Annotated in this window: 17 protein-coding genes and 1 tRNA gene; 1 reads left to right on the top strand and 17 read right to left on the bottom strand. The window is 65.4% G+C overall.

The genetic code is table 11. The annotated features are described in order from the left end of the window. Window positions 1-41: 41 nt before the first annotated feature. The 14 genes from ACUYV6_RS03220 to rpe all read right to left on the bottom strand — a co-directional run bounded on the left by ACUYV6_RS03220 (window position 42) and on the right by rpe (window position 11,432). A tRNA-Leu gene (locus ACUYV6_RS03220) sits at window positions 42-123 on the bottom strand. Between the two features lie 63 nt (window positions 124-186). After that, the gene (gene pyk / locus ACUYV6_RS03215) at window positions 187-1,662 is read right to left on the bottom strand and encodes a pyruvate kinase (protein WP_449277215.1); all 1,476 of its coding nucleotides are present in this window, start codon (window positions 1,660-1,662) and stop codon (window positions 187-189) included. Window positions 1,663-1,666: 4 nt separating this feature from the next. Continuing rightward, window positions 1,667-2,704, bottom strand: coding sequence for a prolipoprotein diacylglyceryl transferase (gene lgt, locus ACUYV6_RS03210; protein ID WP_449277214.1), 1,038 nt, complete (start codon window positions 2,702-2,704; stop codon window positions 1,667-1,669). Window positions 2,705-2,836: 132 nt separating this feature from the next. Further along, a complete protein-coding gene (trpA, locus tag ACUYV6_RS03205; protein WP_449277213.1) occupies window positions 2,837-3,628 on the bottom strand; it encodes a tryptophan synthase subunit alpha in 792 nt (263 codons plus the stop codon). Continuing rightward, entirely contained in the window at window positions 3,625-4,863 is a 1,239-nt protein-coding gene (gene trpB / locus ACUYV6_RS03200) for a tryptophan synthase subunit beta (RefSeq protein WP_449277212.1), read from the bottom strand. The genes trpA and trpB overlap by 4 nt, the downstream gene beginning before the upstream one ends. Before the next feature lie 28 nt (window positions 4,864-4,891). After that, window positions 4,892-5,662 carry an indole-3-glycerol phosphate synthase TrpC gene (gene trpC, locus ACUYV6_RS03195; protein ID WP_449277211.1) on the bottom strand — a complete coding sequence of 257 codons (771 nt, stop codon included), beginning with the start codon at window positions 5,660-5,662 and terminating at the stop codon, window positions 4,892-4,894. A gap of 1 nt (window position 5,663) precedes the next feature. Then, the gene (locus tag ACUYV6_RS03190; RefSeq protein ID WP_449277210.1) at window positions 5,664-5,897 is read right to left on the bottom strand and encodes a DUF6704 family protein; all 234 of its coding nucleotides are present in this window, start codon (window positions 5,895-5,897) and stop codon (window positions 5,664-5,666) included. Between the two features lie 194 nt (window positions 5,898-6,091). Then, complete coding sequence (locus ACUYV6_RS03185; protein WP_449277209.1) at window positions 6,092-6,694, bottom strand: Trp biosynthesis-associated membrane protein; 603 nt, start codon at window positions 6,692-6,694, stop codon at window positions 6,092-6,094. Next, a complete protein-coding gene (locus ACUYV6_RS03180) occupies window positions 6,691-8,298 on the bottom strand; it encodes an anthranilate synthase component I (protein ID WP_449277208.1) in 1,608 nt (535 codons plus the stop codon). Before ACUYV6_RS03180 ends, ACUYV6_RS03185 begins: the two co-directional genes overlap by 4 nt. 41 nt (window positions 8,299-8,339) lie before the next feature. Further along, window positions 8,340-8,702 carry a phosphoribosyl-AMP cyclohydrolase gene (gene hisI, locus ACUYV6_RS03175; RefSeq protein WP_449277207.1) on the bottom strand — a complete coding sequence of 121 codons (363 nt, stop codon included), beginning with the start codon at window positions 8,700-8,702 and terminating at the stop codon, window positions 8,340-8,342. After that, a complete protein-coding gene (gene hisF, locus ACUYV6_RS03170) occupies window positions 8,699-9,499 on the bottom strand; it encodes an imidazole glycerol phosphate synthase subunit HisF (protein WP_449277206.1) in 801 nt (266 codons plus the stop codon). Before hisF ends, hisI begins: the two co-directional genes overlap by 4 nt. Window positions 9,500-9,558: 59 nt before the next feature. Next, window positions 9,559-10,398 (bottom strand): ATP phosphoribosyltransferase, encoded by an 840-nt coding sequence (gene hisG / locus ACUYV6_RS03165; protein ID WP_449277205.1) that lies wholly within the window; start codon window positions 10,396-10,398, stop codon window positions 9,559-9,561. A gap of 25 nt (window positions 10,399-10,423) precedes the next feature. Then, a complete protein-coding gene (locus tag ACUYV6_RS03160) occupies window positions 10,424-10,687 on the bottom strand; it encodes a phosphoribosyl-ATP diphosphatase (protein WP_449277204.1) in 264 nt (87 codons plus the stop codon). Window positions 10,688-10,769: 82 nt separating this feature from the next. After that, window positions 10,770-11,432 carry a ribulose-phosphate 3-epimerase gene (rpe, locus tag ACUYV6_RS03155; protein ID WP_449277203.1) on the bottom strand — a complete coding sequence of 221 codons (663 nt, stop codon included), beginning with the start codon at window positions 11,430-11,432 and terminating at the stop codon, window positions 10,770-10,772. A gap of 92 nt (window positions 11,433-11,524) precedes the next feature. Here rpe and ACUYV6_RS03150 point away from each other — a divergent pair, with 92 nt between their 5' ends. Continuing rightward, complete coding sequence (locus ACUYV6_RS03150; RefSeq protein WP_449277202.1) at window positions 11,525-13,198, top strand: hypothetical protein; 1,674 nt, start codon at window positions 11,525-11,527, stop codon at window positions 13,196-13,198. Between the two features lie 68 nt (window positions 13,199-13,266). On the opposite strand, the gene ACUYV6_RS03145 is transcribed toward ACUYV6_RS03150, so the two are convergent. From ACUYV6_RS03145 to ACUYV6_RS03135, 3 genes are read right to left on the bottom strand one after another with little or no spacing between them, the layout of a single operon-like run. Then, window positions 13,267-14,742, bottom strand: coding sequence for an RsmB/NOP family class I SAM-dependent RNA methyltransferase (locus ACUYV6_RS03145; RefSeq protein WP_449277201.1), 1,476 nt, complete (start codon window positions 14,740-14,742; stop codon window positions 13,267-13,269). Further along, a complete protein-coding gene (locus tag ACUYV6_RS03140) occupies window positions 14,739-15,668 on the bottom strand; it encodes a methionyl-tRNA formyltransferase (protein WP_449277200.1) in 930 nt (309 codons plus the stop codon). The genes ACUYV6_RS03145 and ACUYV6_RS03140 overlap by 4 nt, the downstream gene beginning before the upstream one ends. Window positions 15,669-15,708: 40 nt before the next feature. Further along, the gene (locus ACUYV6_RS03135; protein WP_449277199.1) at window positions 15,709-17,727 is read right to left on the bottom strand and encodes a primosomal protein N' family DNA-binding protein; all 2,019 of its coding nucleotides are present in this window, start codon (window positions 17,725-17,727) and stop codon (window positions 15,709-15,711) included. Window positions 17,728-17,744: the final 17 nt, after the last annotated feature.

The raw sequence follows: 17,744 nt of genomic DNA, 5'->3' as shown, positions 1-17,744 counted from the left end.
GTACGAGGGGTTATGAGCTCGCCGACGAGTGACGACTCCGGTGCCGGATGCGGGACTCGAACCCGCACACCTTTCGGCAGCGCATTTTGAGTGCGCCGTGTCTGCCAATTCCACCAATCCGGCTCGATCTCCCAGCTTAGTGCAGATGGGAGCCGCGGGTTTGACACAGTCGAACCCGCATTCTTCTCACACGGGAACGCTCCCCCGTCCGATGACATGCTCACGGGGCCGCGCCTCCGGCAGCAAGCCGGTCGATTCGCCCATGCGGTGGATCCGCATCGTGTTCGTCGTTCCGACGACACCGGGAGGCGAACCCGCGATGATCACCACCTTGTCGCCGATATCCGCACGGTCGCGCGAGAGCAGCACCTCGTCGACCTGCACGAACATCTCGTCAGTGCTTGCGACGCGGGGAACCTCATAACTGCGAGCTCCCCAGGTCAGCTCCATTCGACGCCGCGTGCTCAGGTTCGGGGTGAACCCGATGATCGCGATCGGGCGACGCAGGCGCGCCATGCGACGAACCGTATCTCCGGACTCCGTGAAGACGCAGATGTACCGCGCACCGATGAAGTCCGCGACCTCCGACGCCGCAAGCGTGAGTGCCCCGCCCTGAGTGCGAGGACTCGCACCGAGTGGCTCGATTCGGTCGAGTGCGTGCTCCTCCGTGGCCTGGATGATCCGATCCATCGTCTCCACGGCTTCCCGCGGGTAAGCTCCGACGCTTGTCTCTCCGGAGAGCATGACCGCGTCCGCACCGTCGAGCACCGCATTGGCACAGTCCGACGCCTCGGCACGCGTCGGCCGCGGATTCTCGATCATCGACTCGAATACCTGAGTCGCGACGATCACGGGCTTCGCATTGCGGCGAGCCAAGGCAATCGCTTCCGTCTGAACCAGCGGCACGCGCTCGAGCGGCAGCTCGACACCCAGGTCGCCTCGTGCGACCATAATGCCGTCGAACGCCATGACGATCTCCTCGAGGCAGTCGACCGCCTGCGGCTTCTCGATCTTCGCGATGACCGGGAGGCGGATCCCCACCTCATTCATGATCTCGTGCACGCGGGTGATATCAGCAGCGTCCCTGACGAAAGAGAGCGCGATGTAGTCGACCCCGAGTTTCAAGGCCCAGCGCAGATCTGTTTCGTCTTTCTCGGAGAGCGCAGGCACGTTGACTGCGACGCCCGGAAGGTTGATGCCCTTACTATTCGAGACGGTTCCTGGAACCTCGACCACCGTGTGCACCGTATCTTCGGTAACGCGCACCGCACGCAGAGCCACTTTGCCATCGTCAACGAGCAACGGGTCTCCCGGACGCACATCTCCTGGCAAGCCCTTATGCGTGGTGCCGCAGATCGTGCGGTCGCCGACGATATCACGGGTCGTGATCGCGAACTCGTCGCCTTCCTCGAGCTCGTACGGGCCGTCGGCAAAGACGCCCAGGCGAATCTTCGGGCCCTGGAGGTCAGCGAGCACCGCGATAGGGCGCCCCACCTCGGCCTCGGCGCGGCGGATGTTCCGATACACCCCTTCATGCACATGGTGCACACCGTGCGACATGTTGAGACGCGCAACGTTCACTCCGGCACGAATGAGATCAAGCGTGTGGTCGTAGCTGGAGACCGCGGGGCCCCAGGTGGCAACGATCTTGGCGTGACGCATGGACTTACTCTCCTGAACGCGCGTTGGCGCTCTCGGCTTCGGGTTCGGCTTCGGGTTCCGCGATGGGCGTCTCGGATGCATCCGCCTCAGCAACCTCAGTTACACGGTAGAAGCGGTCCGAGGCACGGTGTTCGTCGAGCACTTCGTCGATCGGGTTGGCGCGGCCGGGCAGGTGAATAGAGGTCTCAATACCTGGGTGGCGACGCCCCTGGACAATGATGATGACGATCCCGAGGACCACTGCCAGCAATGCTGCCAGCACATTGGTGCGAAGGCCCAGGAAGAGCAGGCTCGGGTCGACCCGGAGCGACTCGATGACGGCTCGACCGAGTCCGTACCAGATCAGGTAGAGGCCGAAGAAGCGACCCCATCTCGGCTGCCAGCGACGCTCGATTGCGAGCAGCACCACGATGCCGAGCAGATTCCAGACGATCTCATAGAGGAACGTGGGATGGAACAGCGTGCCCTCCGGCAGGCCGACCGGAAAGGCCGGGTTGCTCGATTCGATCTCGAGCCCCCACGGCAGCGTCGTCGGGCCGCCGAAGAGTTCGTGGTTGAACCAGTTGCCGAGGCGGCCGAACGCCTGCGCAAGCAGCAGGCCGGGCACCAGCGCGTCCGCGAACGCGCTGAACTTGACGCCGGTGAGCCGCGATGCGAGCAGCACACCCAAGGCTCCACCGAGCAGCGCCCCGAAGATTGCGATACCGCCCTGCCAGAAGGCGAGTGCGTTGTAGAAGGCCACCCAGAAGGGTTCGCCCGTACCGAAGTAGTCGCCCCAGTGCGTTACGACGTGGTAGAGGCGAGCACCGACGATACCGAGCACCAGGGCCCAGACGGTGAAGTCGAGCGCCACCGCACGGTCACCGCCGCGCTTCGCGATTCTGCGACCTGTCCAGATCCATGCGCAGACCACACCGACGAGGATACATAGCGCGTAGAAGTGGATCGTCAGCGGGCCGAACTCCCAATTGAGAATCCGTACTGGCTCACCCAGCACCCAGTACGATTCGTCTGGACTGGGAATACTCGCTGGCAGGATCATCCGCTCCTCTTTCAGGGTGCCGCGTCCGCGGTGTGCGGGCCGACAGCGTTCGTTCGGGCATTCACTCGGGAACCCTCATCATCCTAGCGCCCGGTTCGCTGAGCAGCCGATGCGCTTCACATGCAGCGCGCTCTAACGTCCCGTGCCCGCCGCGATCCGGGACACGACCCGTGACAGCCCTTCGACGCCTTCGTCACGCAGAGCGCGCACGAAGGCCGTGCCGACAATCGCACCGTCGGCGTATTCAAGCGCGGCTGCAACCTGGTCTGCAGTCGAGATCCCGATGCCGACACACGCCAGTTCTGCTCCCTGCTCGCGCAAGCGCGCCGTGAGCGCACGCGCTGCCGCGTCGAGCTCGGTCCGCTCGCCGGTGATGCCCATCGTGGAGACGGTGTACACGAAGCCGCTCGTGCGTTCCGCGACGAGCCGCAGGCGCTCGTCGCTCGAGCTGGGGGCGGCGAGGAACACCCGGTCGAGCCCGGTCCTCTCGCTGGCCGTAATCCAGTCCTCGGCAGCATCCGGGGTGATGTCGGGCGTGATCAGGCCGGCTCCACCGGCTTTCACGAGGTCGTCGGCGAAGCGCTCGACTCCGTACTGCAGCACGGGGTTCCAGTAGGTCATCACGAGCACGGGCACATCAACCGCTTCGCGTACGCGGCGCACCGCTTCGAAGAGGTCGCTCAAGCGGAAACCGTTCGCGAGTGCCTGCTGGGTCGCCTCCTGGATCACGAGGCCGTCCATGACCGGATCGGAGTAGGGCACTCCGAATTCGAGCACATCCGCACCGCTGCGCGCCATGGCGATCGCGGCCTCTACGCTCGTGTCGAGGTCTGGAAAGCCGACCGGGAGGTAACCGATCAGCGCACCGCGGCGCTCCTGCTGCGCCGCTCGAATTGCCTGCACGACCTGCGATTCGCCGCTCAACCTTCGACCTCCGAGTTCTCGTCGAGCAGACCGAAATAGCGCCCGGCGGTCGTCATGTCTTTATCCCCTCGCCCTGACAGGCTGACTGCGATGACGCCCTCGGGGCCGAGCTCCTGTCCGATACGGATGGCGCCCGCGAGTGCGTGCGCCGATTCGATGGCCGGGATGATTCCCTCGGTGCGGCTGAGGAGTCGCAGTGCTTGCATCGCCTCGTCGTCTGTGGCGGGGATGTACTCCGCGCGTCCGATATCGGCGAGCCACGCATGTTCGGGCCCTACCCCGGGATAATCCAAGCCCGCCGAGATGGAGTGCGATTCGATCGTCTGCCCGTCTTCGTCTTGCAGTACGAAGGTCTTGGATCCGTGCAAGATCCCGGGGCGGCCTCGTCCAATCGATGCGGCGTGACGCGGTGTCTCGACACCGTCACCCGCAGCTTCGACCCCGTAGAGCCGCACGTCCGCATCATCGAGAAAGGCGTCGAACATTCCGATCGCATTGGAACCACCGCCGACGCACGCCACGACCGCATCCGGAAGGCGACCCGTACGGTCGAGCAGCTGGGCGCGCGCTTCTTCCGAGATGATCTTCTGGAAGTCGCGCACCATCGCAGGAAAGGGATGCGGCCCAGCGGCAGTACCGAAGATGTAGTTCGTTCGCTCAACGCTCGCAACCCAATCGCGGTAGGCCTCGTTGATCGCGTCTTTCAACGTCCGCGATCCGGCAGTCACCGGAATCACCTCGGCCCCGAGCAACTGCATACGCGCAACATTCAATGCCTGTCGCTCGGTATCGACCTCCCCCATGTAAATGGTGCACTCGAGCCCGAACAGCGCTGCGGCGGTCGCAGTCGCAACGCCGTGCTGACCGGCGCCGGTCTCCGCGATCACTCGCGATTTGCCGAGTCGTTTCGTCAGCAGCGCCTGCCCGAGGACATTGTTGATCTTGTGGGAACCGGTGTGGTTCAGATCTTCGCGTTTGAGGAAGATCCGAGCGCCACCGGCATGCTCCGCGAAGCGCGGCACCTCGGTGATCGGCGAGGGTCGGCCGGCGTAGTCCCGCAACAGATCGAGCAGCTCTGCTTGGAACTCCGGATCCGCCTTGGCCTCGTTGTACGCCGTGGTGAGCTCTTCGATCGCGGCGATCAGCGATTCGGGCATGTAGCGGCCGCCGAAGTCGCCGAAGAAGGGACCGTGCTGTTCGCGCAGCGATCCGGTCTCAGGGGTCTGTTCAGTCATGAAAATCCGTCCGTATGTATGGTCGGCGTCAGACGCTCAGGAAGGATGCGAGTGTCTGAGTCGGGTCACCCTTCACCAGCGCCTCACCGACGAGCACCGCATCCGCGCCAGCTTCACGGTAACGCTCAACATCTGAGACGTCGAGCACGGCCGACTCCGCGACCCTGATGACGCCGGCAGGGATCTGGTCGGCGACCCGGCCGAAGAGGTCGCGATCCAGCTCGAATGTCGTCAGGTCGCGCGCGTTGACCCCGATGAGTTCGGCGCCGAGGTCGACGGAACGCGCGACCTCGTCAGCGCTGTGCGCTTCGACGAGAGGAGTCATACCGAGCTCTCGAATCAGTGAGTAGAGACGTTCAAGAGTCGCCTGCGGCAGGGCTGCGACGATGAGAAGAACCAGATCGGCACCGGCAGCACGCGCTTCCAGCACCTGGTACTCGTCGCCGATGAAATCCTTACGCAGAATCGGGATGCTGACGGCCTTGCGCACGGCCTCGAGGTCGGAGAGCGAGCCCTTGAACTTGCGCTCCTCGGTCAGCACGCTGACGACGCTCGCACCACCTGACTCATACTGGGCAGCGAGGGTCTGCGGCTCGGGGATGTCTGCCAAGTCGCCTCGCGAGGGGCTCGCGCGCTTCACCTCGGCGATGACCTTGATCCGATCTGCGGGCGCAAGTGCCTCCAGCGCGTCGAGAGCCGCGGGACGCTCCAGCGCTTCCGCTTCGAGCGCCGCGTAACTCTTCAACGCACGCCGAGCCGCAGCATCCTCCAGGGAGCCAGCGAGAAGCTGTTCCAGCACGTCAGTCGTGGGTCTTCGGCGAGAACTTCGGGCCGTTCACCCCGTAGCCGGCCTTCGAAAGGATCCATCCGAGCACGGCTCCGAAGACAACCACACCCGCGCACACCCACACGAAAGTGGCCATGTGCAGGAAGAAGAACACCGTGCCGGCCGCAATGCCGAGCAGCATGACGACCACTGCTGTCCACGCCGCGGGCGAATCGCCGTGACCGGGGTCTCCGTGGTGAGTACTCATGAATCTCCTCTGACTGGAATCGGTATGCCTTCGAGCTTACCGGCTCTGGCGCGTATCAGGCGAACCATGGTCACGCGAGTCAGAATGACTCACACCGACGAAGTCGGGTCATCGCCCGCCCGGGCGTTCGGGGCAGAGCGAAGCTCTGCACGCCCACGGCGCTGCGAGCGCCCTCACGAGCAGTTCAGAATGACTCACACCGACGAAGTCGGGTCATCGCCTTCGGACAGTGCGTCCCACTCCGCGATGCGGTCTCCGTCTTCCGCGCGCACGCGCTCTCGACGCGAGGTCACCCCGTACTTTCGTCCACCCTGGCCCCAGGCGCGGCCCAGCACCAGCACCGCGACCGCCAGCAGCACTACTGCCGCGCCGGCCACCGCGGCAACGATCGGCCAGGGCGAGGTATGGATGGCACTCACAACGGCCTCATGCTCCGCGTCTCCGAGGCCGGTCGCTTCCGAGAGCGGGCCGGATCCGGCTTCGATCACGGCGCTTCGCGATCCGCCGATGAATCGCCAGGAGGCATAGGCGACCCAGCCGCCGAGCAACGCGGCGAGCAAACTGAGCACCACGCGAGCGACACGGCCGGAAATCGCCAGCACTACCGAGATCGCGATCAGTGCGATGGCGATGGGCATCGCGCCGAGACCGGCGTTCTGTCCCTGCAGCTCAATCTCTGCAACGGCTGCGGCTCCCTCTGCCAGCTCGAACCCGATCCAGACCTGCGTCGATGCCAGGAGCAGCGCGAGCGATGCGAGCAACAGCCCGAGGACCAGCGGCCGTTTGGAAGCGCTCACTCTGAACCACCAGCGGCGGGGAACTCGCGCAAAGTGTTCGCGATTGCGATGGCGCGCAACGGTGCCGCGGCCTTGTTGCGACACTCGAGGTCCTCGGATTCGGGAACTGAATCTGAAACGATGCCTGCTCCGGCCTGCACCATGGCGGTACCGTCCTTGATGGTCGCTGTGCGGATCGCGATCGCGAGGTCCGCCGCCCCTCCGAGGCCGAAGTACCCGACTACGCCGCCGTAGACACCGCGTTGTACGGGCTCGAGCTCGTCGATGATCTGCAACGCACTCGGCTTCGGGGCGCCGGAAAGCGTGCCTGCCGGGAAGGTCGCACGAAAGACGTCGATGGGGTTCTGGTCGGAGCACAGCTGGCCCTCGACCGACGAGACAATGTGCATGATGTGACTGAAACGCTCGACGCGCATGAACTCCGTGACAGCTACTGAGTCGGGTTCACAGGCACGCAGCAGGTCGTTACGCGCGAGGTCGACGAGCATGAGGTGCTCCGCCCGCTCTTTGTCGTCGGCGAGCAGATCGCGCTCGTACTGCTGATCTTCTTCGATCGATGCTCCTCGCGGGCGTGACCCTGCGATCGGATGCATGAAGACGTGACCACTCTCTTGGACAGTGACCAGCGCCTCCGGGCTCGAACCGACCACAGAGAAAGGCACGCCGGCGGCGTCTTCGAGCTGCAGCAGATACAGATACGGGCTCGGATTCAGGTGCCTGAGCACGCGATACACGTCGAGCGGATCTGCCGTGCACTCCTGGTCGAAGCGCTGCGAGGGCACGACCTGGAAGATATCGCCGTCAACAATGCGGTGCTTGGCAATATCGACCGAGGCCATGAACTCGGCGCTGCTGGTCAATCGCATGGGGTCGGGTGACGCACTACGGTCGATCTCGCCGAGCGGCGAAGGAACCGGAGCGGCGAGCGCGGCTTGCAGCGCATCGAGCCGGCGCTGGGCATCGGCCCATTGCGTCTCAGCATCATGCTCCGAGGCCGCCTCATCAGTCGCACCGTCACTCCGCAGCGCGTCAGGCAGCACCGCGTCGTTGAGCACGTTCGCGAGGAGCACCACAGTTCCCTCTCGGTGGTCGATCACGACCAGCTCGGAGACGAAGCTCAGGCCCTGCGTCGGCAACCCGGGACCTTCAGCGGGAGGATGCTCCAACCGCTCGAACTGACGCACGGTCTCCCAGCCGAGGTAGCCGACAAAGCCACTCGCCAACGGAGGGAGTCCTTCCACCTGAGGGGCGCGCCAGCGCTCGTAGACCGCCCGCAACGCCTCGACAGGCTGCAACGAAGCGACTCCGCCTCGCAACAGGCGTTCCTCGGCGATCGATGTACCCATCGGGCTCGGCTGCCAATGAGCGCGTCCGCCCCGCTCCCCCAGCACACCGAAACTGCCGGCTCCGACAAAGCTAAACCTGGTCCAGACTCCGCCCTGCTCTGCAGACTCGAGCAGGAACGTGCCGGGCCTCGACCCTGCGACCTTCCGGTAAATGCTCGCGGGCGAGTCGGCGTCCGCGAAGATCTCGCGGCATACGGGGATCACAGCATGGGAGGCTCGAGCGGCGTCGAACGCGGCGCGGGTGGTCGTCAGGCTCACCGTGCCAGCCTACCGTCCATTCGTGTTCTGGTATCTGCCGATCAGCTCTCGCTGTCGGGGTCACCGACGAGCGCCGCGATCTCCCGGTCTGTGAAGCACGTGCGAGTACCCGTGTGGCACGCCACACCGATCTGAATGACTCGGACGAGCAGAGTATCGCCGTCGCAGTCGGCGGCCACACTGCGTACGTACTGGCGGTGCCCCGAGGTATCGCCCTTGCGCCAGTACTCGCCCCGTGAACGCGACCAGAACGTCACTCGGCCCGTCGTGAGCGTACGCCGCACGGCTTCCCGGTCCATCCAGGCGAGCATGAGCACCTCGCCGTTCTCGTCATCCTGGATGACTGCCGGGAGCAGACCGTCGTCGTTGAATGCGAGACCAGCAGGCACCGGATCGGGGGTCATGCGACTGCTCCCTGCACGCGGACCGGGTAGCCGGCTTCGGCAACGGCCTGCTTCACTTCGCCGATCGTGAACGTACCGTCATGGAACACCGATGCCGCGAGCACCGCATCGGCGCCGGCTTCAATGGCCGGCGCGAAGTGCTCCAGCTTTCCCGCACCCCCCGAAGCGATGACCGGAACAGTTGCAATCTCCCGCACCAGCCGCGTCAGTTCAAGGTCGAACCCTGCGAGTGTGCCGTCAGCATCCATCGAATTCACCAGCAACTCACCCGCACCGCGATCCACGACCTCCCGACACCATTCGAGGGCATCGAGATCACTCTCGCGCTGCCCTCCGTGCGTCGTCACGACGAACCCCGAAGGCTGCCGGTCGCTTCGCTTGATGTCGAGCGAGAGCACCAGCACCTGTTCACCGAAGCGATCGGCAATCTCACCGATCAACTCCGGCCGGGCGATCGCCGCGCTGTTCACCCCGACCTTGTCGGCACCGACCTCCAGCAGTCGCGCCACATCGGTTACGGAACGCACACCGCCGCCGACAGTCAACGGAATGAACACCTGCTCGGCAGTACGCCGCACCATGTCATGAGTCGTCTCACGCGCATCGACAGTCGCGGTCACATCGAGGAAGGTGAGCTCATCGGCTCCCTGCTCCGCATAACGCGCAGCGAGCTCCACCGGATCGCCGGCATCACGCAGATTCAGAAAATTGACGCCCTTGACGACGCGACCCGCAGCCACATCGAGGCAGGGAATGACACGAACGCTCACTCCGCTGCCGATCGCATTAGCGGTCACCGTTCCTCCTCAGTGTGCCAAATTTCAGTGTGCCGAACCGCGCGCTTCACACCGCCGGTCTACAGTCGAGCCGCGTGAATCGCAGTCACGAGGATCGCGCGGGCACCGAGATCATAGAGCTGATCCATCACCTCGTTCGCAGAATCCGCAGCGATCATCACACGGACCGCCACCCACGACTCATCGCGCAACGAAGACACAGTCGGCGACTCGATGCCACTCGCGATCGCAGTCGCCCGATCCAGCTGATCGATCGGCAGGTCGTACTCGACCATCACAAACTTGCGAGCCACGAGCACCCCGCGCAACCGACGCAGCAGACGCTCGATACCGTCATGCTTGCTCGGTCCACCGATCAGCACTGCGGTCGACTCGAGAATCACCGGACCGAAGATCTCAAGGCCCGCAGCACGAAGCGTCGCCCCCGTCGACACCACATCGGCAACCGCATCGGCCACGCCCAGCCGAACCGCCGACTCCACAGCCCCGTCGAGCTTCACCAGGTTCGCCTCGATACCGCGCTCACGCAAGAAATCATCAACCAGCCGAGGGTAGCTCGTCGCCACACGCTTACCGGCAAGCCCCGCGATATCGCTGATCGCATCGGCAGGAGCCGCGAAACGGAACGTGGAATCGCCGAAGTCAAGCGGCGCGATCTCCCGCGCATCCGACCCCGAATCGAGCATCAAATCACGACCCGTGATCCCGACATCGAGCGCACCCGAACCCACATACGTCGCAATATCGGTAGGACGCAGGTAAAAGAACTCCACGTCGTTACGCGAATCGGTATGCACGAGCTGCTTCGTATCGCGACGGCCGCTGTAACCGGCCTCGAGCAGCATCTGCTGAGCAGTTTCCGACAGCGAACCCTTATTGGGCACGGCGATGCGAAGCATGGGCGTCAGTCCTTCCGGGACTCGATTAGAGGTGCTTGTACACGTCTTGCAGGCTCAAACCCTTCGCGAGCATGAGCACCTGCAAATGGTAAAGAAGCTGACTGATCTCCTCAGCGCAGGCCTCATCGGTTTCGTGCTCCGCCGCCATCCAAACCTCGGCGGCCTCCTCGACGATCTTCTTGCCGATCGAATGGACACCCGCGTCCAGGCGCTTCACAGTGTCGCTACCCTCAGGGCGCGACACGGCCTTCTCACCCAGTTCAGCGAAGAGTTCGTCGAAAGTTTTCACGGTACCCCATCGTAGCCGGTCGATCCGCCGCCCCGCTCCGCGGCAAGCCGCAGCTCCGCCTCGCACGCTCACCGGAGCACGCTCAGTGCCGATGACTCGCCGCGGCAAGCCGCAGCTCGGTGATCCGCTCTTCCGGGACACCGCCAAAGACCGCCGACCCGGCTACGAACGTGTCCGCGCCTGCCTCCGCCGCGATTCCGATCGTATCGACCGTGACTCCCCCATCGACCTGCAGCCACACGTCGAGCCCCAGTCGCGCCTTGACTTCGGCGAACCGGCGCAGCTTCGGCATCATGTCAGGCATGAACTTCTGCCCGCCGAACCCGGGCTCGACCGTCATGACGAGCACCTGATCGAATTCGGGCAGCAGTTCAAGATACGGTTCAGGGTCAGTTCCGGGCTTCAGCGCGAGCCCGGCGCGAGCCCCAATCTCACGAAGCCGCCTCGCCAGGCCGACAGGATCCTCGGCCGCTTCCGCATGGAATGTCACGGAGTATGCGCCGAGCTCCGCGTACCCGGGAGCCCAGCGATCCGCATCTGAAATCATGAGGTGCATGTCGAGCGGAATCGGCGACACCGCCTGGATTCGCTCCACAACCGGCGGGCCCATCGTGAGGTTCGGCACGAAATGGTTGTCCATCACATCGACATGCACGAGATCCGCCGTCGCAATGCGATCGAGTTCAGCCTGCAGGTTCACGAAATCGGCGGACAGAATGCTGGGATTGATACGCTGCGCGGTCACGACGACCAGTGTAGGCGCACCCAAGCCCCACACCACACCATAAACAACATGCGTCGACTACTCTTCTCGCGCGCTCGCGTAATCTGTGAGCTATGAGCACCGAAGACGATGTACCGGAAGAGAACAACGAGGCAGCACCCCCGGTGCCGTCAAACGGAGACACTGCAGCAGACGAAGGCACTGCATCAGACAAAGACCCGGCGGCCGCGCCGCCCGAGACCACCGCGCAGCCAGCACCCGCGAACGGCGGGCCTGACCTGAGCGCGGAGCCTGGTCTGAGCGCCGAGCAGCCGGAACTCAGTGCGGAGCCTGGTCTGAGCGCCGAGCAACCCGATCTCCAGGCCGAGCAGCCGGGCCTGAGCAGCGAGGCTCCGAATGGGTTGCAGCCTTCGCCCGGTATCGCTCCGCCTCAGGGCCTGCAGGCACCCGAGTCGCGCGAACCCGCCTCCTTCGCGCCTCCGGGCAATGAGCCGCAGACCACGGACGCTGCGGCCTGGCACACCCAGCAGGGGCCGGACAACTTCAGCCAGGCGCAGCCCTGGCAGCCTCAGCCACCGATGCAGGAGCAGGCCCAGGCCCAGCAGGCCCCGCAGTACGGTCAGCCAGCGCAGAACGCACAGGTTCCGCCGGCCGCCCCGCAGTCGCCGCAATCCCCCTCACCTGAGGAGCCCGGCCACGCGGTGTACGCACCGCCACAGGTACCGGGCTACATTCAACAGCCGCAGGCGGGCGCCGGCCAGCCCGGCGCCGCAGCGCCGCAGCACCGCGGAATGAAACCCGGTGTGCTCGTGGCCATCATCCTCGGCGGTGTCGCCGTCGTGATTGCACTCGTGGTCATTGCCGTGCTGTTCTTCGGCCGTATCGCCGGTGGAGGTGGCGGATCGGCTTCCGCGAGCAACCCGTCCGAGGCCGTCGAGGGCTTCCTCACCGCCTTGTCGGAGGGCGACGCCGACGCAGCGCTCGAGTATGTCGACACTCCGAGCAGCCGGGCACTTCTCACGGACGAGGTGCTCGCCGCATCACTCGAGCTCGCACCGATCGACAATATCGAGGTGGGCGAACCGTACGAGGGCCGCTACGACCAAACGACCGTGGATGCATCGTTCACGATCGGCGGCGAATCCGTGGACCGCAGCTTCGTCGCTTGGGACTTCAGCGAGGGCTGGGTACTCACCGACGCGCTTCCCGGTATTCCGACTTCGGCGTTCTCGGGTCACGATTTGACCATCAACGGTGCGACCCCCGATGAGGATTACCAGCCGGTGTTCCCGGGTACCTACGCCTTCGAACTCGCGAGCGACGACTTCCAGTTGGCCGGAGGCGAGAATGTCTTCACGCTGACCGGCGAGGGCGATGAGGACGCGTTGCGTGAACTGATGCCCGAGCTCTCCGAACAGGGCGTCGACACCTTCCGCGCACTGGTTGCCGAGTCACTCGACGAGTGCCTCGCACTCAAGACGCTCACGACGCCGTGCGGCTTCAGCGTCGAGGGCGAGTCCTCGGAGGGCTACGAGCCCATCGACGGAACGGTGAAGCGCGTGCTGAGTTCCGAGGGCAAGCGCCAGATCGAGAAGCTGGAACCACGGGTCGGGTATGAGGATCCTCTCGTCGTCACGAGCTGGGACTCCGTTGACGTCGATATCACTCTCGAGGGCGAGAAGGACGGCCAGCGAGCCGAACTCGAACTCCTCTGGGGAGGCCTCATGCTGAACCCGACGGTCGATTTCGGTGCGGCGGATGGTCCCGCCATCACCTGGGAGGAATAGCCTCCGTCCGTACCGGATTCGCAACCGGCCGCTCAGCACAGGATTCCTGTGCTGAGCGGCCGTTCTGCTCAACTGGTCTCGGGAGACCGTTCGATCAAGGATATGAACATCGCGTCAGTGCCGTTGCGATGCGGCCAGAGCTGTGCGCTCAGCTGCGGCCCCGCAAGGTCGAGCGGCTCCCGTGCGACCTCGTTCAGCACGGACTTGGCGTCGAGCTCACGCAGGTCGGACCGGCTGCGCAGCAGACGATTGAGCACCGCGCGGGTCTCTGCAAGATGAGGTGAGCAGGTGACATACGCGAGTATCCCGCCTGGCGACAGGTGATCCACCGCACGCGAGAGCAGCTCGCTCTGCAGCTCCGTGAGCTCGGGAAGGTCGCTCGGGAGCTTTCGCCAGCGGGCCTCAGGCCGGCGGCGAAGCGCGCCGAGCCCCGAACACGGAGCATCGACAAGAATCCGGTCGTAGGTGCGCCGGGAGTCCGCACCGTCGCCATACGCATCCGGTTCGCGACCGTCATGCGATACGACGGTGACCGCGTCGGCGACTCCGATGATGGATCGACGCACCAACTCGGCGCGGTGCGCCGAGACTTCATTCGCTCGCACGGTGACGCCGACCCGACCGGCGCGGAGCGCCTCAGCACCGAGCAGCGCCGCCTTGCCACCCGGCCCAGCACACAGGTCGAGCCACCGCTCCCCCTCACGCACGGGTCGGGCCCGGGTGAGCGCGAGCGCTGCGAGCTGCGATCCCTGGTCTTGAACGCGCAACTGACCTTCAGCGATGCCAGACCGCGCGACGATCCGGGAAGGGTCACCTCCGGCAGACTCATAGCCCACCGGAGACGGGCCGGAGGCGCTCACCACACCCTGATCGAGCAGCTCGGCAAGACCCTGCGTCTCCTGCAGCAAGACGAGACTCACTCGAGGCGGCAAGTTATCCGCCGCGAGCAGATCCTCGAGCTCGTTCTCGCGGCCTTCGGCCCGCAGCGCATCTCGCAGCGCGCGAACCACCCACTCGGGGTGCGAGAAGCGGTCGGCAAGAGACGTATCAGGAGACAACGACGACGCGTCAATCCGCTCGTCCCACTGCTCGGTGCTCGCGCGCCCGATTGTGCGCAGCACGCCGTTCACAAATCCGGCCGCGCGAGCCTCGGCAACGCGCCGCTGCAGCTCAACGCTCTCGTTGACCGCCGCGTGCGCCGCGGTGCGCATACTGAGGAGCTGGTGCGCACCGAGTCGAAGCACGTCAAGGGTGCGCGGATCGATGCGGTCCGTCTCTCGGTCGGCTGCCAGCTCGATGATCCGGTCGTATCGCCCACGTCCGCGGAGTACGCCCGCGGCGAGCTCAGTCGCGAGCGCCGCATCGCGGGGTCCCAGTCCTGCAGCACGGATGCGCGATGGGAGCGCGAGGTTGGCATAGGCATCGCGATCCGCGACGTCTCGCAACACATCGAATGCGACAATACGCGCCCCGGATATCTCGACCCGCTGCTCGCGGCGCCCCGATGACCGGCGCGTGTTCTGGCGACTGTTTCGCGCGCTCATCGCAGCACCGCTTCCCCTCCGCGGCCGTGCAACCACGCCGCGCCATCCATTGCAGCCTTGCCCGCCGGTTGCACACGCACTAGCTCGAGTTCTCCGTCGATCAGCTGCAGCACGGCACGTTTCGCTTGCAGGAGAACACTGCCGACGACGGTATCCAAACCAGGCCTATCGTTGCTGCACTCAGAGATCCGGAGTTCAAGAATCTTGATCGGCTGGTCATCAAGCATCGCGAAAGCACCCGGTTCGGGTGTGACCCCGGCCCACTGCGCAAGCACGCGCTGCACCGGCGCCTGCAGCTCGAGTCGACCATCTTCGCGGGTGAGTTTGTGCGCGTAGCTCGCCTCACCGAGTTGCGGCGAGCCCGCATCCGGATCTGCTGCGAGGCGGTCAACGGCTGCCAGAAGCGCTTCAGTGCCCGAGTCGGCGAGCGCCGTGAGTGCGGATCCGGCAGACGTACCCGGAGCGAAGTCGCGCTCGTCACGAGTGAGTACGTCTCCGGCGTCGAGCGCTTCGACGAGCCGGAAGACCGTCACGCCGAGCCGCTGCTCGCCGGCCTCGAGCGCGCGTTGCACTGGCGCGGCACCGCGCCAACGAGGCAGTTCAGAGAAATGCAGATTGATCCATCCCAGGGCCGGCAGGGAGAGCAAGGGCTCGCGCACCAGTCCGCCGTAAGCCACTATGACGCCGAGCTCCGCCCCGAGTTCCGACGCCCACCCGACTGCTGATGCATCAAGCCGGTTCGCTTTGAACACGGGGATGCCGAGCTCTTCGGCAGCGATAGCGACTGGCGATGGGGTGAGCACGCGCTTTCTGCCCAGGGGCGCGTCCTCACGTGTGATGACACCCGCAACCTGGTGTCCTGCCTCGACGAGCGACTGGAGGCTGGGGACTGCGAACTCCGGGGTGCCGGCGAATACGATGCGCATCCGCCTATTCTCTCATCAGTCGAGATGTCGGCTCCGACGTTCAGAAGTCGAACACACCGCGGTCATCGAAGCGCAGCCTCAGAGCCTCCGGCCGTGCGCGTCCCGGGGCTCGCCCGCCCACGCGGGACGAGGATCCGGCCGCGTCCGCCACGAGCGCACCGCGCAGTCGCCTGGCGACCTCAGGTCCCTGTGCATATTCAAAGCGAACGATAGCGCGGACGAGTCCAGCCGGAATTCGGTCGCGACCACCTGTCGGGATGGGTACTGCACCCAGATCATCGACACCTGGCAGATCGCGAAGCGTCGCAAGGGCTCGGTCGACTTCCTCTCGACCGCCTCTCACGCTCGCCACCCGAACAGCCGGCGGATAGCGAAGCTCTCGCCTCCCCGCCAACTCCTCGGTGAGCCACGCCTCGATCCTGCCTGTCACGAACGCTCGCACCGCGGTTCCGCCCCCTGACGCTACGACGCAGGTTCCGTCGGGAGCGGCAAGTGCTGCGGCATTCTCCCACCACCGCAGGCAATCCTCACCGGCGCGCAGCGTTTCGCGGGCGAGCATGCGCTCAGCGTCGAGCAGAACAACCGCACGATAGCCACCTGCTGCGAGCGGCTCGGCTCCTCGGGTCGCGACGACGAGCGCCGAACGGGCGTCAACGCTCTCGCGAGGGTGGTCACCGTCGCTGAGGAGCACGCGTGCGCCCGCAAACTGCTCTTCGAACTGCTCTACCGTTCGTTCGGATCCCATGCCTCGACGCTCCAGCTCACGGCCTCCGCACTCGGGGCAGCGCCACGCACTCGCCTGCTCGCCGCACCAGCGACAGGCTCCCCGACCCGCACTCCGAAATCCGATTGGCCCCGCGCACACGAGGCAGCGGGCGAGCTCTGAGCAGGTGCCGCACACGGCGATCGGAGCGTACCCCGGAGTCGCAACCTGCACGAGCACCGGCCCGTGTCGCAGGCCCTCACGAATCGTGCGCGTAGCAAATTCAGGAAGCCGGCCGGCGAATACGTCCGGGGTCATCGACGCGTCTGCGTGCACGACGCGGGTACGGCGCGGAGGATGAGCCTGCGGCTGCACATAGCCGATCTCGACCAGCCGGTGCACCTCGACGCTTCGCGAGTGAGCCGCGAAGAGCAGACCGGCGCCGCTCTGCTCCGCACGAACGAGTGCAGCATCGCGCGCGTGCACGTAGGGGGTCAGAGGCTCCGCGAGTACCGGATCGCCGTCATCCCACATGAGGATCGCTCCCAGCTCGTACGCCGGGGCGTACACCGCTGAGCGGTTGCCGAGCAGGATTCGAGGTTCCGTGTCGAGAGCTCGCAGGAACCCCGTGTAGCGTTCCGCGTTCGATTGTCGTGAGTCGACACGCACCACTCCGTCGTGACCGCACGCGCTCAAAGCGTCACGCACCTGATCGAGGTCTCGGTAGTCGGGCACCACGATGATCGCGCTCCGGCCGGTCGCGAAGACCGCGAGGGCGGTACGGGCGAGCTGCACCGCCCAAGATCCGACCCACTCTCCCGTCTCAAGCCGTTCCGGCCCGTGAGACGCCGTGATCGCGAGACGCGATCCCCCGATCAGCAGGTCGGCAGTCTCCTGAGCTTCATCGCCGGCATCGGAATTGCCGACGCCGGCATCCGCAGCACCCACGCTTGCTGCGGCAAGATGTCGCTTCTCGACGCGCACTTGGCGGAGTGGGATCGCGAGTCGGAGAATGTCCCCGGCGCTACCCCCTGCCCGGTCTGCGACCGCACGGGCGAGCCGCCACAACTCAGGAGGAAGCATCGGCACGGGAGAGACGATCTCAGCGATCGGCGAGAGCTCACCACCGAACTCGCTGGAGTCGGCGAAGCCGACGATGTAACCGAAACTCTTGCGGTCGCGCGAACGAAATGGCACGCGCACACGGTGACCGACGCGCAGATCCTCTGCCAGTTCCGATGGAATGGCATAGTCGAACAGATGATCGAGCTGCGGCAGCACGGAGTCGAGCAGCACCTGGGCGACAGCACGACCCGCGGGTGCCTCTGCCGCGCTCAGGCCCGCATCGGTGCTCACGTGGACAGGGTGCTCAC

The sequence above is a fragment of the Leucobacter sp. GX24907 genome, assembly GCF_053567335.1.
This window is presented reverse-complemented; position numbering and strand designations above follow the sequence as displayed.